Genomic DNA, 15,143 nt, shown 5'->3' on the forward strand with positions numbered 1-15,143 from the left:
GCGGAATCGGGGCGACGAACTGCTGACGCCACCGATGGCCCGGCACGCTCAGGCCCGCCTTCTGGCGGCATTCGGGTTGAGGAGCGCGCGCTCGCAGGCGGCGGCACAGGCCCAGGCCAGCAGCGCACACAGGGCGGCGGCCCAGAACACGGCTGCAAAGCCCAGCCGCTCGATCAGCCAGCCACCACCGAGGCCACCCATGACCCCGGAGATGCCATAGCCCAGGGTCGTGTAAAGCGCCTGGCCGCGCCCGCGCAGGCGCCCGGGGAACAGCCGTTGCACGAGCGCGATGCAGGCGGCGTGATGGGCGGCAAAGGTCACCGCATGCAGCAGCTGCGCCAGCACCAGCACCGGCGCCCAGGCACCACCGCCTGCGGTCAGCGCGAAGCGCAGCGCCGTGGCGCCGGCCACCACCTGCAGCCAACGTTCCGCGACCAGCAGCGGGAACCAGCGGCCCTGAGTCCAGAAAAAGACGATCTCCACCGCCACGCTCACCGCCCACAAGGCGCCGACCGCCGTCTTCCCGTAGCCCAGGCTCACGAGATACAGCGAGAAAAACGCGTACAGGCTGGTGTGGGCCAGCACCGTGAAGAAAATGGACGCGAAGAACCAGGCCACGCAGGGCTTGCGCAGCAGCGGCAGCACGGGCGGCGCAGGCTCGTCGTGTGCCGGCTCTTCGTGCGTGCGCGGCAGCGCCAGCGCCGCGGCCAGCAACAGGCCGTTCATGAGGGCCACGAAGCCGGGAAAGACCGCAATGCCGAAGCGATCGAGCAAGGCTCCGAAGCTGGTGACGGCGGCCAGGAAGCCGACGGAGCCCCACACCCGCACGCGGCCGTAGCGTCGGGCATCGATGCCGCCGTCGGGCGTGGCCAGGGCGCGCGCCAGGATCGCCTCGTACAGCGGCACGACGCCGCTGTTGGCCACGAACAGCAACACCGTCACCAGGGCCACCGGCACGGCCGCCGTCACGCCCAGCAGGCCCAGCGCCGAACACAGTGCGCCTGCGGCGGCGATGCGGATGAGCTTGACGCGCTGGCCGCTGTGGTCGCCGGCCCAGCTCCAGGCGTAGGGCGCCAGCACGCGGGTCCAGCTCTGCAGGCTGACGATGCCGCCGATGACGAGCGTCGACAAGCCCAGGCTCTGGAACCACAAGGGCGCGTACGGGTTGAACAACCCGATCGCCGCGAAGTAGGTGAAGGTGAGCGCGCCGAAAGGCGCCAGGCTGCCGGTGGGCACGGCGCGGGGCTTGCCCGTCAAGCCTGGCCGGGGATCGGCGGTACCGGCAGCGCCACGTCGCCGCACTGCGCGCGATGGCGCAGCACGTGGTCCATCACCACCAACGCGAGCAGTGCCTCGGCGATGGGGGTGGCGCGGATGCCGACGCAGGGGTCGTGGCGGCCGAGTGTCTCGACCACCGTGGGCTCGCCGGTGCGCGTGATGCTGGGCTTGGGCGTGCGGATGCTGCTGGTGGGCTTGATGGCGATGCGCACCACCAGGTCCTGCCCGGTGCTGATGCCGCCCAGCACGCCGCCGGCATGGTTGCTGGCAAAGCCGGCCGGCGTGAGCGCATCGCCGTGATCGCTGCCGCGCTGCGCGACGACGCCGAAGCCATCGCCGATCTCCACGCCCTTGACCGCGTTCAGACCCATGAGGGCCCAGGCGATGTCGGCGTCGAGCTTGTCGAAAAGCGGCTCGCCCAGGCCCACGGGCACGCCGCGCGCCCGCACCTCGATGCGCGCACCGCAGCTGTCGCCTGCCTTGCGCAGCGCGTCCATGTGGGCTTCCAGCCGCGGCACGATGCCGGCGTTGGGCGCATAGAAGGGGTTGAGCGGGATCTGGGACTCGTCGTCGAAGGGGATCTCGATCTCGCCCAGGGCGCTCATCCAGCCCGTGAAGGTGGTGCCGTGGCGCAGGTGCAGCCACTTCTTGGCCACCGCGCCGGCCGCCACCATGGGGGCCGTCAGACGTGCGCTGCTGCGGCCGCCGCCGCGCGGGTCGCGCTCGCCGTACTTGCGCCAATAGGTGTAGTCGGCATGGCCGGGGCGGAAGGTGTCGAGCAGGTTGCCGTAGTCCTTGCTGCGCTGGTCGGTGTTGCGGATGAGCAGCGCGATCGGCGTGCCCGTGGTGCGGCCCTCGAACACGCCGGAGAGAATCTCCACCGCGTCGGGCTCGTTGCGCTGCGTCACGTGGCGGCTGGTGCCGGGGCGGCGGCGGTCTAGCTCGGGCTGGATGTCGGCCTCGGAGAGCTCGAGACCTGGCGGGCAGCCATCGATCACGCAGCCGATGGCGGGGCCGTGGCTTTCGCCGAAGTTCGTGACGCGGAAGAGGTCGCCGAAGGTGGAGCCGGGCATGGAGCCCGGGATTCTAGAAGCTAGGAGTCTGCGCACCGGGCGCGGCCTGCCGCTCGGGCCAGTCGCGGATGTAGGCCTTGAGCATGCGATTCTCGAAGTCCTGCGCGTCGACCACGGTCTTGGCGACGTCGTAGAACGAGATCACGCCCATCAGCGTGCGCTTGTCGAGCACCGGCATGTAGCGCGCATGGCGCAGCAACATCATGCGGCGCACCTCGTCGATCTCGGTCTCGGGCGTGCAGGTCAGTGGCGCGTCGTCCATCACCGAACGCACGAGCCGCGTGCCGACAGCACCCCCGTTGGCCACCACCGCCTGGATGACCTCGCGGAAGGTGAGCATGCCGACGAGATCGCCGTGCTCCATGACGACGAGAGAGCCGATGTCCATCTCGGCCATGGTGCACACTGCCTGCGCCAGGGGCTGGTCGGGCGTCACGGTGTAGAGCGTGTTGCCCTTGACGCGCAGGATGTCGGTGACTTTCATGGCGGTGCGTTCGAGGAGCGGAGGAAGGCGGGGCTCGAACCAATATAGCCCACAATGAGGTGCCCTCACGCTGCACGCGACTGCACAGCCGACGCCATGGCCTCCGTCATCGACCCCGGTTTCGACACCCTGGCGCTGCATGCCGGCGCTGCCCCGGACCCCGCCACCGGCGCGCGCGCCGTGCCGCTGCACCTGAGCACGGGCTTCGTCTTCCAGAACGCCGACCACGCAGCCAGCCTGTTCAACCTGGAACGCTCGGGCCACGTCTACAGCCGCATCAGCAACCCCACGAACGCGGTGCTCGAGGAGCGTATCGCCGCACTCGAAGGTGGCTCGGGCGCAGTGGCCACGGCCAGCGGGCAGGCGGCGCTGACGCTGGCCATCACCACGCTGGCCGGCGCCGGCAGCCACATCGTGGCCAGTTCGGCGCTCTACGGCGGCAGCCACAACCTGCTGCAGTACACGCTGGCGCGCTTCGGCATCGCCACCACCTTCGTGAAGCCGGGCGACATCGACGGCTGGCGCGCCGCCGTGCGCCCCGAGACCAGGCTGCTCTTCGGCGAGACGCTGGGCAACCCGGGCCTGGACGTGCTGGACGTGCCGACGGTGGCGCAGATCGCGCACGAGGCCGGCGTGCCGCTGCTGGTGGACAGCACCTTCACCACGCCCTGGCTGATGAAGCCTTTCGAACACGGCGCCGACCTCGTCTTCCACAGCGCCACCAAGTTCCTGTGTGGCCACGGCACGGTGGTGGGCGGGCTGCTGGTCGATTCGGGCCGCTTCGACTGGAGCCGCGCCGAGCGCTTCCCGGAACTCAACCAGCCCTACGCCGGCTTCCACGGCATGGTGTTCAGCGAGGAGAGCACCGACGGCGCCTTCCTGCTGCGCGCGCGCCGCGAGGGCCTGCGCGACTTCGGCGCCTGCATGAGCCCGCACACGGCCTGGCTCATCCTGCAGGGCATCGAGACGCTGCCGCTGCGCATGGCGAGGCACGTGGCCAACACGCGGCGTGTGGTGGAGTTCCTCAGCCGGCACGGCATGGTCTCGCGCGTGGGCTACCCCGAGCTCGACGGCCACCCCAGCCAGGCCCTGGCGGCCCGGCTGCTGCCGCGCGGCTGCGGCGCGGTGTTCAGCTTCGATCTGGCCGGCAGCCGCCAGCAGGGCCGCGCCTTCATCGAGAGCCTGAAGATCTTCAGCCACCTGGCCAACGTGGGCGACTGCCGCTCGCTGGTGATCCACCCCGCCAGCACCACGCACTTCCGCATGGACGACAAGGCGCTGGCCGCGGCCGGCATCGGGCCCGGCACGATCCGCCTGAGCATCGGCCTGGAAGACGCCGACGACCTGATCGACGACCTGAAGCGCGCCTTCAAGGCCGCCGAGAAGGCGCGCTGAGCATGCGCGCCGGGACCGGCGACACCCCGCACGATGCCGGGGCGCGCTCCGAGGAGGAACGGGCTGCATGAAACTCAGCGTGCAAGGGCGCACGGCCTACGCCTACACCGGCGGCAAGCTTTTCGACCCCACCCTGCCCTGCGTGGTGTTCGTGCACGGCGCCGTGGGCGACCACAGCGTGTGGACGCTGCTGGCGCGCTGGGCCGCGCACCACGGCCACGCCGTGCTGGCCGTCGACCTGCCCGGCCACCTGCGCAGCGATGGGCCCGCGCTGACGAGCGTGGAGGCGATGGCCGACTGGCTGCTGGCGCTGCTCGACGCCGCCGGCGTGCGGCGCGCGGTGCTGGCCGGCCACAGCATGGGCTCGCTGGTGGCGCTGCAGGCCGCGGCGCAGGCGCCGGAGCGCGCGGCCGGGCTGCTGATGTTCGGCAGCTGCGTGCCGATGCCGGTGCCGCAGGCGCTGCTGGACCTGTCGCTCACCGACGTGGGCGCGGCCATCGAGCGCGTGGTCGGCTTCTCGTTCTGTACGCTGGCTGCCAAGCCCTCGTACCCCGGCCCCGGCGTGTGGCTGCGCGGCGCGGCGCGCGGGCTCATGCACCAGGTGATGCGCGCCGGCGGCGACCCGCGCCTCTTCCACACCGACTTCAGCGCCTGCAACGCCTACGCGCAGGGCCTGGAGGCTGCCGCGCGCGTGCGCTGCCCGGCCGCACTGCTGCTGGGGGCATCCGACCAGATGACGCTGCCGCGCGCCGCGCAGCCCGTGGCCAACGCCCTGAACGCCCGCGTGCACACGGTGGCGGCGGGGCATTTCCTGATGCAGGAGGCCCCCGACGAGGTGTTGAATGCGCTGCGCCTGGAACTGGCGCGCTGCGCGACCCCCACCGAGGAAAGCCCCGCATGACGAGCTCCCTGCTCACCGCCGACAAGGTGGACCCGAAGTCCTTCCGCAGCTTCGCCGAGTTCTACCCCTTCTAGCTGGGCGAGCACTCGAACCGCACCTGCCGCCGCCTGCACTTCCTGGGCAGCTCGCTGGCGCTGGCCTGCCTGGCGCTGGTGTTCGCCACCGGCAGCCTGGCCTGGCTGCTGGCGGGCCTCTTGTGCGGCTATGGCTGCGCCTGGCTGGGCCACTTCGGCTTCGAGAAGAACAAGCCCGCCAGCTTCAGCCGCCCGCTGTACAGCTTCATGGGCGACTGGGTGATGTTCAAGGACCTGCTGACCGGGCGCATCCCGCTCTGAACGGGCAGCCCGTGCCGGGTGCCTGTGCCCGTCGCGGACCGGCCCCGACCGCCACCGTGTGGGCGGCCGTGCTGCGTCACGGCGCCAAGGCCTCGGCCAAGGTCATCCTCGCCAACACGCTGCGCCGGAAGAAGCCACCGCTGGCCGCGCCCGGCTGCAGCAGCGTTTCGCGCACCAGCGGCTCCAGCGGGGTCGCCGCAGGATCGACCAGCAACACGTGGCGAGGGGCATCACCCTCGTCCAGGCGTCGCACCCAGTCCAGCCGCGCCAGCAGATCGAGCAGCGGCTCGATCTGCAGCGCATCGGTGCGCAGGGTCTCGGCCAGGGCCGCCAGGCTCAGGCCGTGCCCGGGCCCGTCTCGGGCCGCCTGCAGACGCGCCAGCACGGCCAGGGCGAGCTCGAAGCGCCAGCCCGGCACGGCAGGCCGCAAACCCACCCGCATCGACAAGCTGGGCGCGTACGCCGCGATCACCGCCCCCAGCAGCACGATCACCCACACCAGGTAGACCCACAGCAGCAGGATCGGCACCGCCGCGAAGGTGCCGTACACCGCGCTGTAGCCGGGCACGCTGTCGAGGTACCAGGCGAGCAGCCGCTTGGCAACCTCGAAGGCCAGCGACACAAAGACACCCCCGGCCAGCGCGTGGCGCCAGCGCACCGCGGTGTTGGGCACGTAGTGATACAGCCCGGCCGCGGCCAGAGCCAGCACGCCGAACTGCAGCAGCTCCAGCAGCAGCGACACGCCGCCGGGGAGCGCCGCCACCCAGCCCCGAGAAGCCGAGACGGCCAGCGACGTGGCCGTCAGGCTCATGCCCAGCGCCAGAGGGCCCAGGGTGATGGCCGCCCAGTACACCAGCACGCGCTGCCCCAGCGACCGCGGCTTGCGAACGCGCCAGATGGCATTGAGCGTGCGGTCGATGGTGAGCAGCAGCGCCAGCGCCGTCACCACCAGCAGCGCCAGGCCCAGTGCACCCATGCCGCGGGCTTTGGCGGCGAAGTCGGTCAGGCCGCGCAGAACCGGCCGCGCGATGCCGTCGGGCACGAGGTTCTTGAGGAAGTAGTCCTGCAACGCGCGCTCGAAGCCGGCGAACATCGGGAACACCGTGAAGGCGGCGAGCATCACCGTCACCAGCGGCACCAGCGCGATCAGCGTCGTGAAGGTCAGGCTGCCGGCCGTCAGGCCCAGGCGGTCGTCCTTGAATCGGCGCGCCAGCACGCGCAGCGTCTCCTGCCAGGGCCAGCGGCGGAGGGTGTCGGGCAACTCCAGCGCAAGGTCGGCGGCCGTGGCCGCCACGCTGCCGCTGGGGCTCGGGGGGTTTGCCGGCGGGGGCATGGGCATGCTGACTATGATGCCGCATGACCCGTGCGCACCCCTCCGAAGACGCCGCCGACGGCAGCAGCACCGCGGCGCCGATGCCACCCGACCCGGCCGTCCGGCGGGCGCGCGACATCGCGCTGGCCTCCGTGCTGGGCCTGGTGGCCGTGGGCCTGGCCTGGGAGCTGTGGCTCGCGCCCACCGGCAGCGGCACCTGGGCCATCAAGGTGCTGCCACTCTTGTTCTGCCTGGGCGGGCTGCTGCGCCACCGGCTCTATACCTTTCGCTGGCTCAGCCTGCTCGTCTGGCTCTACGCCTTGGAGGCGATCACCCGCGGCGTCACCGAGAGCGGTGTCTCGCAGGCCCTGGCGCTGGTGCAGCTGGCGCTGTCCCTGGTGCTGTTCACGGCCTGCGCCATGTACGTGCGCTGGCGGCTGCGCAAGGGTCGCCGCCTCGAGCCCACTGCGGCGCCGTGACCCCGGACTCGGCCGCCGACGCCCTGCTGCCGGCGCTGCGCGCCGCCGTCGGCGAGACACAGGTGCTGGCGGCCGGCGATGGCACCGACCTCACCGCCTGGGAGCAGGACTGGCGCCGCCGCTGGCGAGGCCGCGCGCGGGCCGTCGTGCGCCCGGGCAGCACGGCCGAGGTGGCGGCCGTCGTGCGCGCCTGCGCCGCCCACGGCGCGGCCCTCGTGCCGCAGGGCGGCAACACCGGGCTGGTAGGGGGCGGCGTGCCCGACACCAGCGGCACACAGGTGCTGCTCAGCCTGCAGCGCCTGAACCGCCTGCGGGCACTCGACGTGACCAACCTCACGCTCACGGCAGAGGCGGGCTGCGTCTTGCAGGTGCTGCAGCAGGCGGCAGAGGCGCGCGGCCTGCTGCTGCCGCTGAGCCTGGCGGCCGAAGGCAGCTGCACGCTCGGTGGCAACCTCGCCACCAACGCCGGCGGCACGCAGGTGCTGCGCTGGGGCAATGCGCGCGAGCTCTGCCTGGGGCTGGAGGTCGTCACCGCCCAGGGCGAGGTCTGGGACGGGCTGTCGGGGCTGCGCAAGGACAACACCGGCTACGACCTGCGCGACCTCTTCGTGGGCAGCGAAGGCACCTTGGGCGTGATCACCGCCGCCACGGTGAAGCTGGCACCGCAGCCCGCCGCCGTGACCACTGCCCTGGCCGCCTGCGCGACGCTGGACGACTGCGTGGCGCTGCTGAACCTGGCGCGTGCGCGCCTGGGCCCGGGCCTCACGGGCTTCGAGGTGATGAGCCGCTTCGCGCTCGATCTGGTGGCCCGGCACTTTCCGGCCCTGCCGCGCCCGCTGCCGGGCGCCCCGTGGACGGTGCTGCTGGAGCAGAGCGACGTCGAGGGCGAGGCCCCGGCACGGGCGCGCTTCGCGCGGCTGCTGGAGGCCGCACTCGAGGCCGGCGTGGTCTCCAATGCCGCGGTGGCCGAGAGCCTGGCGCAAAGCCGCGCGCTGTGGCATCTGCGCGAGTCGATCCCGCTGGCGCAGGCCGAAGAAGGCCTCAACATCAAGCACGACATCGCCCTGCCGGTGTCGGCCATTCCCCGCTTCTGCGCGCGCACCGACGCGCTCTTGCAAGAGCGCTGGCCGGGGGTGCAGCTGGTCAACTTCGGCCACCTGGGCGACGGCAACCTGCACTACAACGTGCAGGCGCCGTCTGGCGACGACGGCCGGCGCTTCCTCGCCGAACACGAGCACGCCGTCAACCAGGTGGTGTTCGACAGCGTGGCGCGGGAGGGGGGCTCGTTCTCGGCCGAGCACGGCATCGGCGCGCTCAAGCGCGACGAGCTCGCGGTGCGCAAGCACCCCGTGGCCTTGGGCCTGATGCGCGCCATCAAGCAGGCGCTCGACCCGCAGGGGCTGATGAACCCGGGGCGCGTGCTCTGACGCCGCCCCGGCGCTATTGCACCGGCCCCTTCATCGCCGCCGGCACCGGGATCGCGACGGTCTCGATGCCCTCGTCGCGCAAGGCCTCCCGCTCCTCGGGCGTGGCGCGGCCGCGGATGCCGCGCTGGGCTGCTTCGCCGTAGTGGATGCGGCGTGCCTCCTCGGCAAAACGCTCGCCGACGTCCTCGGTGCGGTCAACCAGCTCCCGCACGGCCTGCAACCAGGCGCCCTGCAGGTCGGCCGGGCGCGTGACGGTGGTCTCGGCACTGGCCGCAGCCGGCGCGGGCGGCGCCGTGGCGCCCGACAGGTTCAAGCGTGGCGCCGAAGGCCGCCGGGTGATGGTGGTGTCATCGCACACGGGGCAGGCCACCAGTCCGCGCGCCAGCTGGGTCTGGAATTCGTCGTCGGAGCCGAACCAGCCTTCAAACGCATGGTCGTGGCGGCAGCACAGATCGAGGACCTTCATCGTGCCGTCATGCTACGTCGCGCGCCTCGGCTTCGCTCGCCCAGGACCATGCTCGATGCCCGGTCAATGCCGCCTGCAGCCAATGCAGCCCGACCAGGGTCTTGACGTCGGTGAGTTCGCCTCGCGCATCGAGCGCGGCCAGCGCCGACAGGGGCATCGTCACCGTTTCGACGAATTCGCCGGCATCGGGCTGCGCCGGCCCGGGCACGAGACCGCGGGCAAACCACAGCGCGATGCCCTCGCTGCTGTAGGCGGCGGCATTGTGGATCCAGCCGGCCCAGGCCCACTCACGGGCCGTGAAGCCGGTCTCCTCGAGCAGTTCGCGGCGGGCGCAGGCGATGGTGGCTTCCCCGGCATCGCGTTTGCCTGCCGGCCATTCGAGCAAGACACGGTCTATGGGGTAGCGGTGCTGACGCACCAGCACGACGGCAGGATCGGCGCCGTCGTCCAGCAGGGGAATCACCGCCACGGCGCCCGGATGCCGGATGTACTCCCGCGTGGCGGTGGATCCATCGGGCAGGCGCACGGTGTCTCGGCAAACCCTGAGAAACCCCCCGGACAGCAGCGTTTCGCCCGCGAGCCTGGCTTCGCGCAGATGCGCGTCGGCGGGCGCTGCCATCGGCCGCTCAGGCGTCGGCTGCGGCGCCCCGGTGGCCACGGCGCAGGTAGCGCCAGACGAAGCCCGGCGACGCGAAGGTGAGGAACAGCGCACCCATGGTGACGTAGAACTGCCAGCCCTGAACATGGCGCCGCCCGATGCGGTCCTCGACCAGCCAGCCCAGGCCCAGGACGACGCCGTAGAGCAGGAGCAGTTCGAGCAGCCGCCAGCCCAGCACCTTGGGATTGCGGCGCGGGCCGACGATGAACAGGCGCTCGTTGACGAAGGGCAGGTTCGCCAGGACCAAGGCCCCGAGGACGACGGCCCAGACTTCGGCGGCGTGGTTCACGAGGGCGCGGTCAGCTCAGCGTACGCTGGATGGCGTCGCGGCACAGCGCCATCAGCCCACCCGAAAACAGGCCGAACACCAGCACCGCGGCCCCGTTGAGCGCCAGCAGCGCCGTCACGCCCTGGCCCTGCGGGGGCACGGCGCCCAGGTTGGGGGGGTCAAACCACATGACCTTGACGACGCGCAGGTAGTAGAAGGCGCCGATCAGCGAGAACAGCACCGCCACCACCGCCAGCACGATGTAGAGCATGACGTTGGTGGTGACCAGGGCCTGGATGACGCTGAGCTTGGCGAAGAACCCGATCATCGGCGGCACGCCCGCCAACGAGAACATGAACACCGTCATCACCCCAGCCATCCAGGGCGAGCGCCTGGCCAGACCGGAGAGGTCGGCCACCTGCTCGCTCTCGAAGCCCTGGCGCGACAGCAGCATGATCAGGCCGAAGGTCCCCAGCGTGGTGAGCACGTAGCTCACGAGGTAGAACATGGCCGAGCTGTACGCGTTGGCCGCCGACAGCGTGTTGCCGCTCACCACGCCGGCACTCAGGCCCAGCACGATGAAGCCCATCTGCGCAATCGTGCTGTAGGCCAGCATGCGCTTCAGGTTGCTCTGCGCGATGGCCGCGATGTTGCCCACCGCCAGGCTGGCCACCGCGAGCACGATGAACATCTGCTGCCAGTCCACCGCCAGGCCCAGCATGCCCTCGACGAGCAGCCGGATGGTGATGGCGAAGGCCGCGAACTTGGGCGCGCCGCCGATCAGCAGCGTGACCGCCGTCGGGGCGCCCTGGTAGACGTCGGGCACCCACATGTGGAAGGGCGCGGCGCCCAGCTTGAACGCCAGCCCTGCCACCACGAAGACGGTGCCGAACACCAGCACCTCCTTGTTGATGCCGCCGGCAGCGATGCGCTCGAACACCTTCGGGATCTCGAGCGTGCCGGTGGCACCGTACATCATGCTCAGACCGTAGAGGAGGAAGCCGCTCGCGAGCGCGCCCAGCACGAAGTACTTCATCGCCGCTTCGGTGCTGAGGGCATGGTCGCGCCGCAGCGCCACCAACGCATACAGACTCAGGCTCATCAGCTCCAGGCCCAGGTACACGACGAGGAAGTTGTTCGCCGAGCACATGACGGCAATGCCCAGCAGCGCGAACAGCGTGAGGGTGAAGAACTCGCCCTTGAGCATGTCTCGCGCAGCCAGCGTGGGGCGTGCGTAGGCCAGCGTGATCATCACCGCGATGGCCGCGAAGAAGGCCAGCAGGTGGCCCATGGGATCGACCACCACCATCTGGCCCATGCCGTACTCGGTGCGGCCATCCTGCAGCGCCTCGAGGTGCAGCAGTGCAAAAGCCGCGATCGAGGCCTGAGTCAGCCAGAAGGTGGTGCCGCGGGTGGGATGCCGGGAGAAGAGGTCGACCAGCAGCACAGCGCAGGCGGCCACCAGCAGCACGATCTCGGGCAGGACGACGGTCCAGTTCATCGCGTTCATGTTCTCGTCAGCCCGGGATCTTGGAAACCGCCACGTGGCGCAGCAGCTCGGTGACCGCGGGGTTCATCGCATCGGTCAGGGGCTTGGGGTACAGGCCCATCCACAGCACGGCGACGGCGAGGATGGCGAGCATCAGGAACTCGCGGCCGTTGATGTCCTTCAGCACCTTGACGTCGTCGTTGGCGACGTCGCCGAAGTACACGCGCTTGACCATCCACAGCGTGTAGGCAGCACCGAACACCAGCGTCGTGGCGGCAGCCAGGCCGATCCAGAAGTTGTACTGCACGGCGCCCAGGATCACCATCCACTCTCCGACGAAGCCGGCGGTGCCCGGCAGGCCGCAGTTGGCCATGGCGAACAGCACCGCGAAGGCCGTGAACACGGGCATGGTGTTGGCCACGCCGCCGTAGCTGGCGATCTCGCGGCTGTGCACGCGGTCGTAGAGCACGCCGATGCACAGGAACATGGCGCCCGAGACGAAGCCGTGGCTGATCATCTGCACGATGCCGCCGGCCACGCCGAGCTCGTTGAACATGAAGAAGCCCAGGGTGACGAAGCCCATGTGTGCGATGGAGCTGTAGGCCACGAGCTTCTTCATGTCCTGCTGCACCAGCGCGACCAGCCCGATGTAGAGCACGGCCACGAGGCTGAGCGTGATGATGAACCAGTCCCACTCGCGCGCGGCGTCGGGCGCGATCGGCAGGCTGAAGCGCAGGAAGCCATAGGCGCCAAGCTTGAGCATGATGGCCGCCAGCACCACCGAGCCGCCGGTGGGCGCCTCGACGTGGGCGTCGGGCAGCCAGGTGTGCACCGGCCACATCGGCACCTTCACCGCGAAGGCCGCGAAGAAGGCAAAGAACAGCAGCGTCTGCGCATCCAGCGGCAGCGGCAGCTTGTACCAGCCAAGGATGTCGAAGCTGCCGCCGCTCTTGAAGTAAAGGTACACCAGCGCGATGAGCATCAGCAACGAGCCGAGCAGCGTATACAGGAAGAACTTGAAGGCCGCGTAGACGCGGTTGGGCCCACCCCAGACGCCAATGATGATGTACATCGGGATCAGCGTGGCCTCGAAGAAGACGTAGAACAGAAGGCCGTCGAGCGCCGAGAACACGCCGATCATCAGGCCGCTGAGGATGAGGAAGGCGCCCATGTAGGAGGCCACCCGCTCCTGAATCACTTCCCAGCCAGCGATGATCACGATCACGGTGATGAAGGCCGTGAGCGGCACGAACCACAGGCTCAGGCCGTCGACGCCGAGGTGGTAGTGCGCGTTGAAGCGCTCGATCCAAGGCAGCTTCTCGACGAACTGCATGCCGGCGCCGGTGGTGTCGAAGCCGGCGATCAGCGGCAACGTCACCACGAACGAGGCCACCGCGCCCACCAGCGCGATCGCCCTCACCACCCCCGCGTTCTCGTCGCGGCCGACGGCCAGCAGCAGGGCACCGAAGGCCACCGGCAGCCAGATCGCGATACTCAGCAAACCCATCTCGACGTCCTGTGGTTCTTGTTGTGGCCTGGCGGCTCAGCGCAGGTAGCCGCTGAAGAACGGCCAGAGCTGCCAGGTGAGCAGCGCGAAGATGCCCAGCAGCATCACCAGCGCATAGGTGTACAGGCGCCCCGTCTGCGCCTGGCGCAGCACGCCGGCCAGACCACCGATGCCTCGCGCCGAGCCGTTGATGGCGCCGTCGATCACGGCCTGGTCGCCGCCCTTCCAGAGGCCCGTCCCCAGTGCCCGCGCACCGGCGGCCAGCACGTTCTCGTTGAACCAGTCCATGTAGTACTTGTTCTCGAGCACGGTGCGCACGGGCTTCAGCGCGCGGTCGATGGCGGCCGGGATATGCGGTGCCTTCAGGTAGAAGACCCAGGCCGTGACGACACCGGCCAGCGCCAGCCAGAACGGCACCGTCACCACGCCGTGCAACGCCATGGCCACGGGGCCGTGGAACATCTTGGCCAGCTCGGCGATGGCCGGGTGGGCCTGCGTGTTGACGGTGATCGCGTCCTTGAGGAACTCGCCGAACAGCAGCGGCTGGATCGTCATGTAGCCGATCACCACCGAGGGCACGGCCAGCAGGATCAGCGGTGCCGTCACCACCCAGGGCGACTCGTGCGGCGTGTGGTCTGCGTGGTCGTCGTCGTGGCCGTGGGCGTGGTCGCTGTCCTCGTGTGACGGCGGCGGGAAGGGCTTGTGGTGGAAGCGCTCCTCGCCGTGGAAGACGAGGAAGTACATCCGGAACGAGTAGAAGGCCGTGACGAACACGCCGATGTAGACGGCCCACATCGCGAAGGTGGCTCCTGGCAGCGTGCTGTGGTGCGACGCGATCAGGATGCTGTCCTTGCTGTAGAAGCCAGCGAACAGCGGCGTGCCGATCAGCGCCAGGCTGCCCAGCAGCGCGGTGATCCACGTGATGGGCATGTGCTTGCGCAGGCCGCCCATGTTGCGGATGTCCTGATCGTGGTGCATGCCGATGATCACGCTGCCGGCGGCCAGGAACAGCAGCGCCTTGAAGAAGGCGTGCGTCATCAGGTGGAACACGGCCACGCTGTAGGCACTCAGGCCCAGCGCCACCGTCATGTAGCCCAGCTGGCTGAGCGTGGAGTAGGCGACGACGCGCTTGATGTCGTTCTGGATGATGCCCAGGAAGCCCATGAACAGCGCCGTGATCGCGCCGATGACGAGCACGAGGTTGAGCGCCGTGTCGGACAGCTCGAACAGCGGACTCATGCGCGCGACCATGAAGATGCCGGCCGTCACCATGGTGGCGGCGTGGATCAGCGCCGAGATCGGGGTCGGGCCCTCCATCGAATCGGGCAACCACACGTGCAGCGGAAACTGCGCGCTCTTGCCCATGGCGCCCACGAACAGGCAGATGCAGGCCACGGTGAGCAGCTGCCAATCGGTGCCGGGGAACTGCAGCTTGCTCAGCTCGCCGGCCTTGGCAAAGGCCTCGCCGTAGTTCAGGGTGCCGGCGTAGGCGGCGATCAGGCCGATGCCCAGGATGAAGCCAAAGTCGCCCACGCGGTTGACGAGAAAAGCCTTCATGTTGGCAAAAACCGCCGTGGGCTTCTTGAACCAGAAGCCGATCAGCAGGTAGCTCACCAGGCCCACGGCCTCCCAGCCGAAGAACAGCTGCAGGAAGTTGTTGCTCATCACCAGCATCAACATGCTGAAGGTGAACAGGCTGATGTAGCTGAAGAAGCGCTGGTAGCCCGGGTCGCCGTCCATGTAGCCGATGGTGTAGACATGCACCATCAGGCTCACGAAGGTCACCACCACCATCATCATGGCCGTCAGGCCGTCGACCAGGAAGCCGACCTCCATGACCAGCTTGCCCAACACCATCCACTCATAGAGCGTGGCATTGAAACGCGCGCCGTTCGCCACCTGCGCGAGCACCACGCACGAGCAGACGAAGGCGACGAACACGCCCAGGATGGTGAAGAAGTGGGCGCCTCGGCGGCCCACCCACTTGCCGGCCAGGCCGGAAATGATGGCGCCGGCCAGTGGCGCCAGCGGCACGGTGAGCAGCAGCCCTTGCGAGAGTGTTGAAGCCATC

General features: G+C 69.8%; 14 protein-coding genes and 1 pseudogene. 5 read left to right on the plus strand and 10 right to left on the minus strand.

The features are described from left to right. Positions 1-48: 48 nt before the first annotated feature. The 3 genes from KA711_14060 to KA711_14070 are packed head-to-tail and all read right to left on the minus strand — an operon-like array spanning position 49 to position 2,835. Positions 49-1,257: an MFS transporter gene (locus KA711_14060; GenBank protein ID MCM0610095.1), complete on the minus strand. Its 1,209-nt coding sequence runs from the start codon at positions 1,255-1,257 to the stop codon at positions 49-51. Continuing rightward, positions 1,254-2,351: a chorismate synthase gene (gene aroC / locus KA711_14065; GenBank protein ID MCM0610096.1), complete on the minus strand. Its 1,098-nt coding sequence runs from the start codon at positions 2,349-2,351 to the stop codon at positions 1,254-1,256. The genes KA711_14060 and aroC overlap by 4 nt, the downstream gene beginning before the upstream one ends. Positions 2,352-2,364: 13 nt before the next feature. Further along, a complete protein-coding gene (locus tag KA711_14070) occupies positions 2,365-2,835 on the minus strand; it encodes a CBS domain-containing protein (GenBank protein ID MCM0610097.1) in 471 nt (156 codons plus the stop codon). A gap of 96 nt (positions 2,836-2,931) precedes the next feature. Here KA711_14070 and KA711_14075 point away from each other — a divergent pair, with 96 nt between their 5' ends. The 3 genes and pseudogenes from KA711_14075 (at position 2,932) to KA711_14085 (ending at position 5,466) form a co-directional block, all read left to right on the plus strand. Next, the gene (locus KA711_14075; GenBank protein MCM0610098.1) at positions 2,932-4,230 is read left to right on the plus strand and encodes an O-acetylhomoserine aminocarboxypropyltransferase; all 1,299 of its coding nucleotides are present in this window, start codon (positions 2,932-2,934) and stop codon (positions 4,228-4,230) included. A 67-nt stretch (positions 4,231-4,297) separates the two neighbouring features. Continuing rightward, positions 4,298-5,131 (plus strand): alpha/beta hydrolase, encoded by an 834-nt coding sequence (locus tag KA711_14080; GenBank protein MCM0610099.1) that lies wholly within the window; start codon positions 4,298-4,300, stop codon positions 5,129-5,131. Further along, positions 5,128-5,466 (plus strand): annotated as a pseudogene (locus KA711_14085) (DUF962 domain-containing protein). Before KA711_14080 ends, KA711_14085 begins: the two are co-directional and overlap by 4 nt. Positions 5,467-5,542: 76 nt before the next feature. Here the strand turns inward: KA711_14085 and KA711_14090 are convergent. Then, entirely contained in the window at positions 5,543-6,799 is a 1,257-nt protein-coding gene (locus tag KA711_14090) for a YihY family inner membrane protein (protein MCM0610100.1), read from the minus strand. 80 nt (positions 6,800-6,879) lie between these two features. Here KA711_14090 and KA711_14095 point away from each other — a divergent pair, with 80 nt between their 5' ends. Together KA711_14095 and KA711_14100 are read left to right on the plus strand one after the other, a co-directional pair. Continuing rightward, positions 6,880-7,257: a DUF2069 domain-containing protein gene (locus KA711_14095; protein ID MCM0610101.1), complete on the plus strand. Its 378-nt coding sequence runs from the start codon at positions 6,880-6,882 to the stop codon at positions 7,255-7,257. Beyond that, positions 7,254-8,684, plus strand: coding sequence for an FAD-binding oxidoreductase (locus tag KA711_14100; GenBank protein MCM0610102.1), 1,431 nt, complete (start codon positions 7,254-7,256; stop codon positions 8,682-8,684). Before KA711_14095 ends, KA711_14100 begins: the two co-directional genes overlap by 4 nt. Before the next feature lie 13 nt (positions 8,685-8,697). Here KA711_14100 and KA711_14105 read toward each other — a convergent pair whose 3' ends face one another. From KA711_14105 to nuoL, 6 genes are read right to left on the minus strand one after another with little or no spacing between them, the layout of a single operon-like run. Then, a complete protein-coding gene (locus tag KA711_14105; protein ID MCM0610103.1) occupies positions 8,698-9,150 on the minus strand; it encodes a DUF1178 family protein in 453 nt (150 codons plus the stop codon). Positions 9,151-9,157: 7 nt separating this feature from the next. Further along, positions 9,158-9,769: an NUDIX hydrolase gene (locus KA711_14110; GenBank protein ID MCM0610104.1), complete on the minus strand. Its 612-nt coding sequence runs from the start codon at positions 9,767-9,769 to the stop codon at positions 9,158-9,160. 7 nt (positions 9,770-9,776) lie between these two features. After that, on the minus strand, positions 9,777-10,097 hold the full coding sequence (locus KA711_14115) for a DUF2818 family protein (GenBank protein MCM0610105.1): 321 nt from the start codon (positions 10,095-10,097) through the stop codon (positions 9,777-9,779). Positions 10,098-10,107: 10 nt separating this feature from the next. Further along, positions 10,108-11,586, minus strand: coding sequence for an NADH-quinone oxidoreductase subunit NuoN (gene nuoN / locus KA711_14120; protein MCM0610106.1), 1,479 nt, complete (start codon positions 11,584-11,586; stop codon positions 10,108-10,110). Positions 11,587-11,593: 7 nt separating this feature from the next. Then, the gene (locus KA711_14125; protein ID MCM0610107.1) at positions 11,594-13,072 is read right to left on the minus strand and encodes an NADH-quinone oxidoreductase subunit M; all 1,479 of its coding nucleotides are present in this window, start codon (positions 13,070-13,072) and stop codon (positions 11,594-11,596) included. Positions 13,073-13,108: 36 nt separating this feature from the next. Further along, positions 13,109-15,142 carry an NADH-quinone oxidoreductase subunit L gene (gene nuoL / locus KA711_14130; protein MCM0610108.1) on the minus strand — a complete coding sequence of 678 codons (2,034 nt, stop codon included), beginning with the start codon at positions 15,140-15,142 and terminating at the stop codon, positions 13,109-13,111. Position 15,143 lies beyond the last annotated feature (1 nt).

The sequence above is a fragment of the Ideonella sp. WA131b genome (assembly GCA_023657425.1).
GTDB lineage: Bacteria > Pseudomonadota > Gammaproteobacteria > Burkholderiales > Burkholderiaceae_C > Rubrivivax.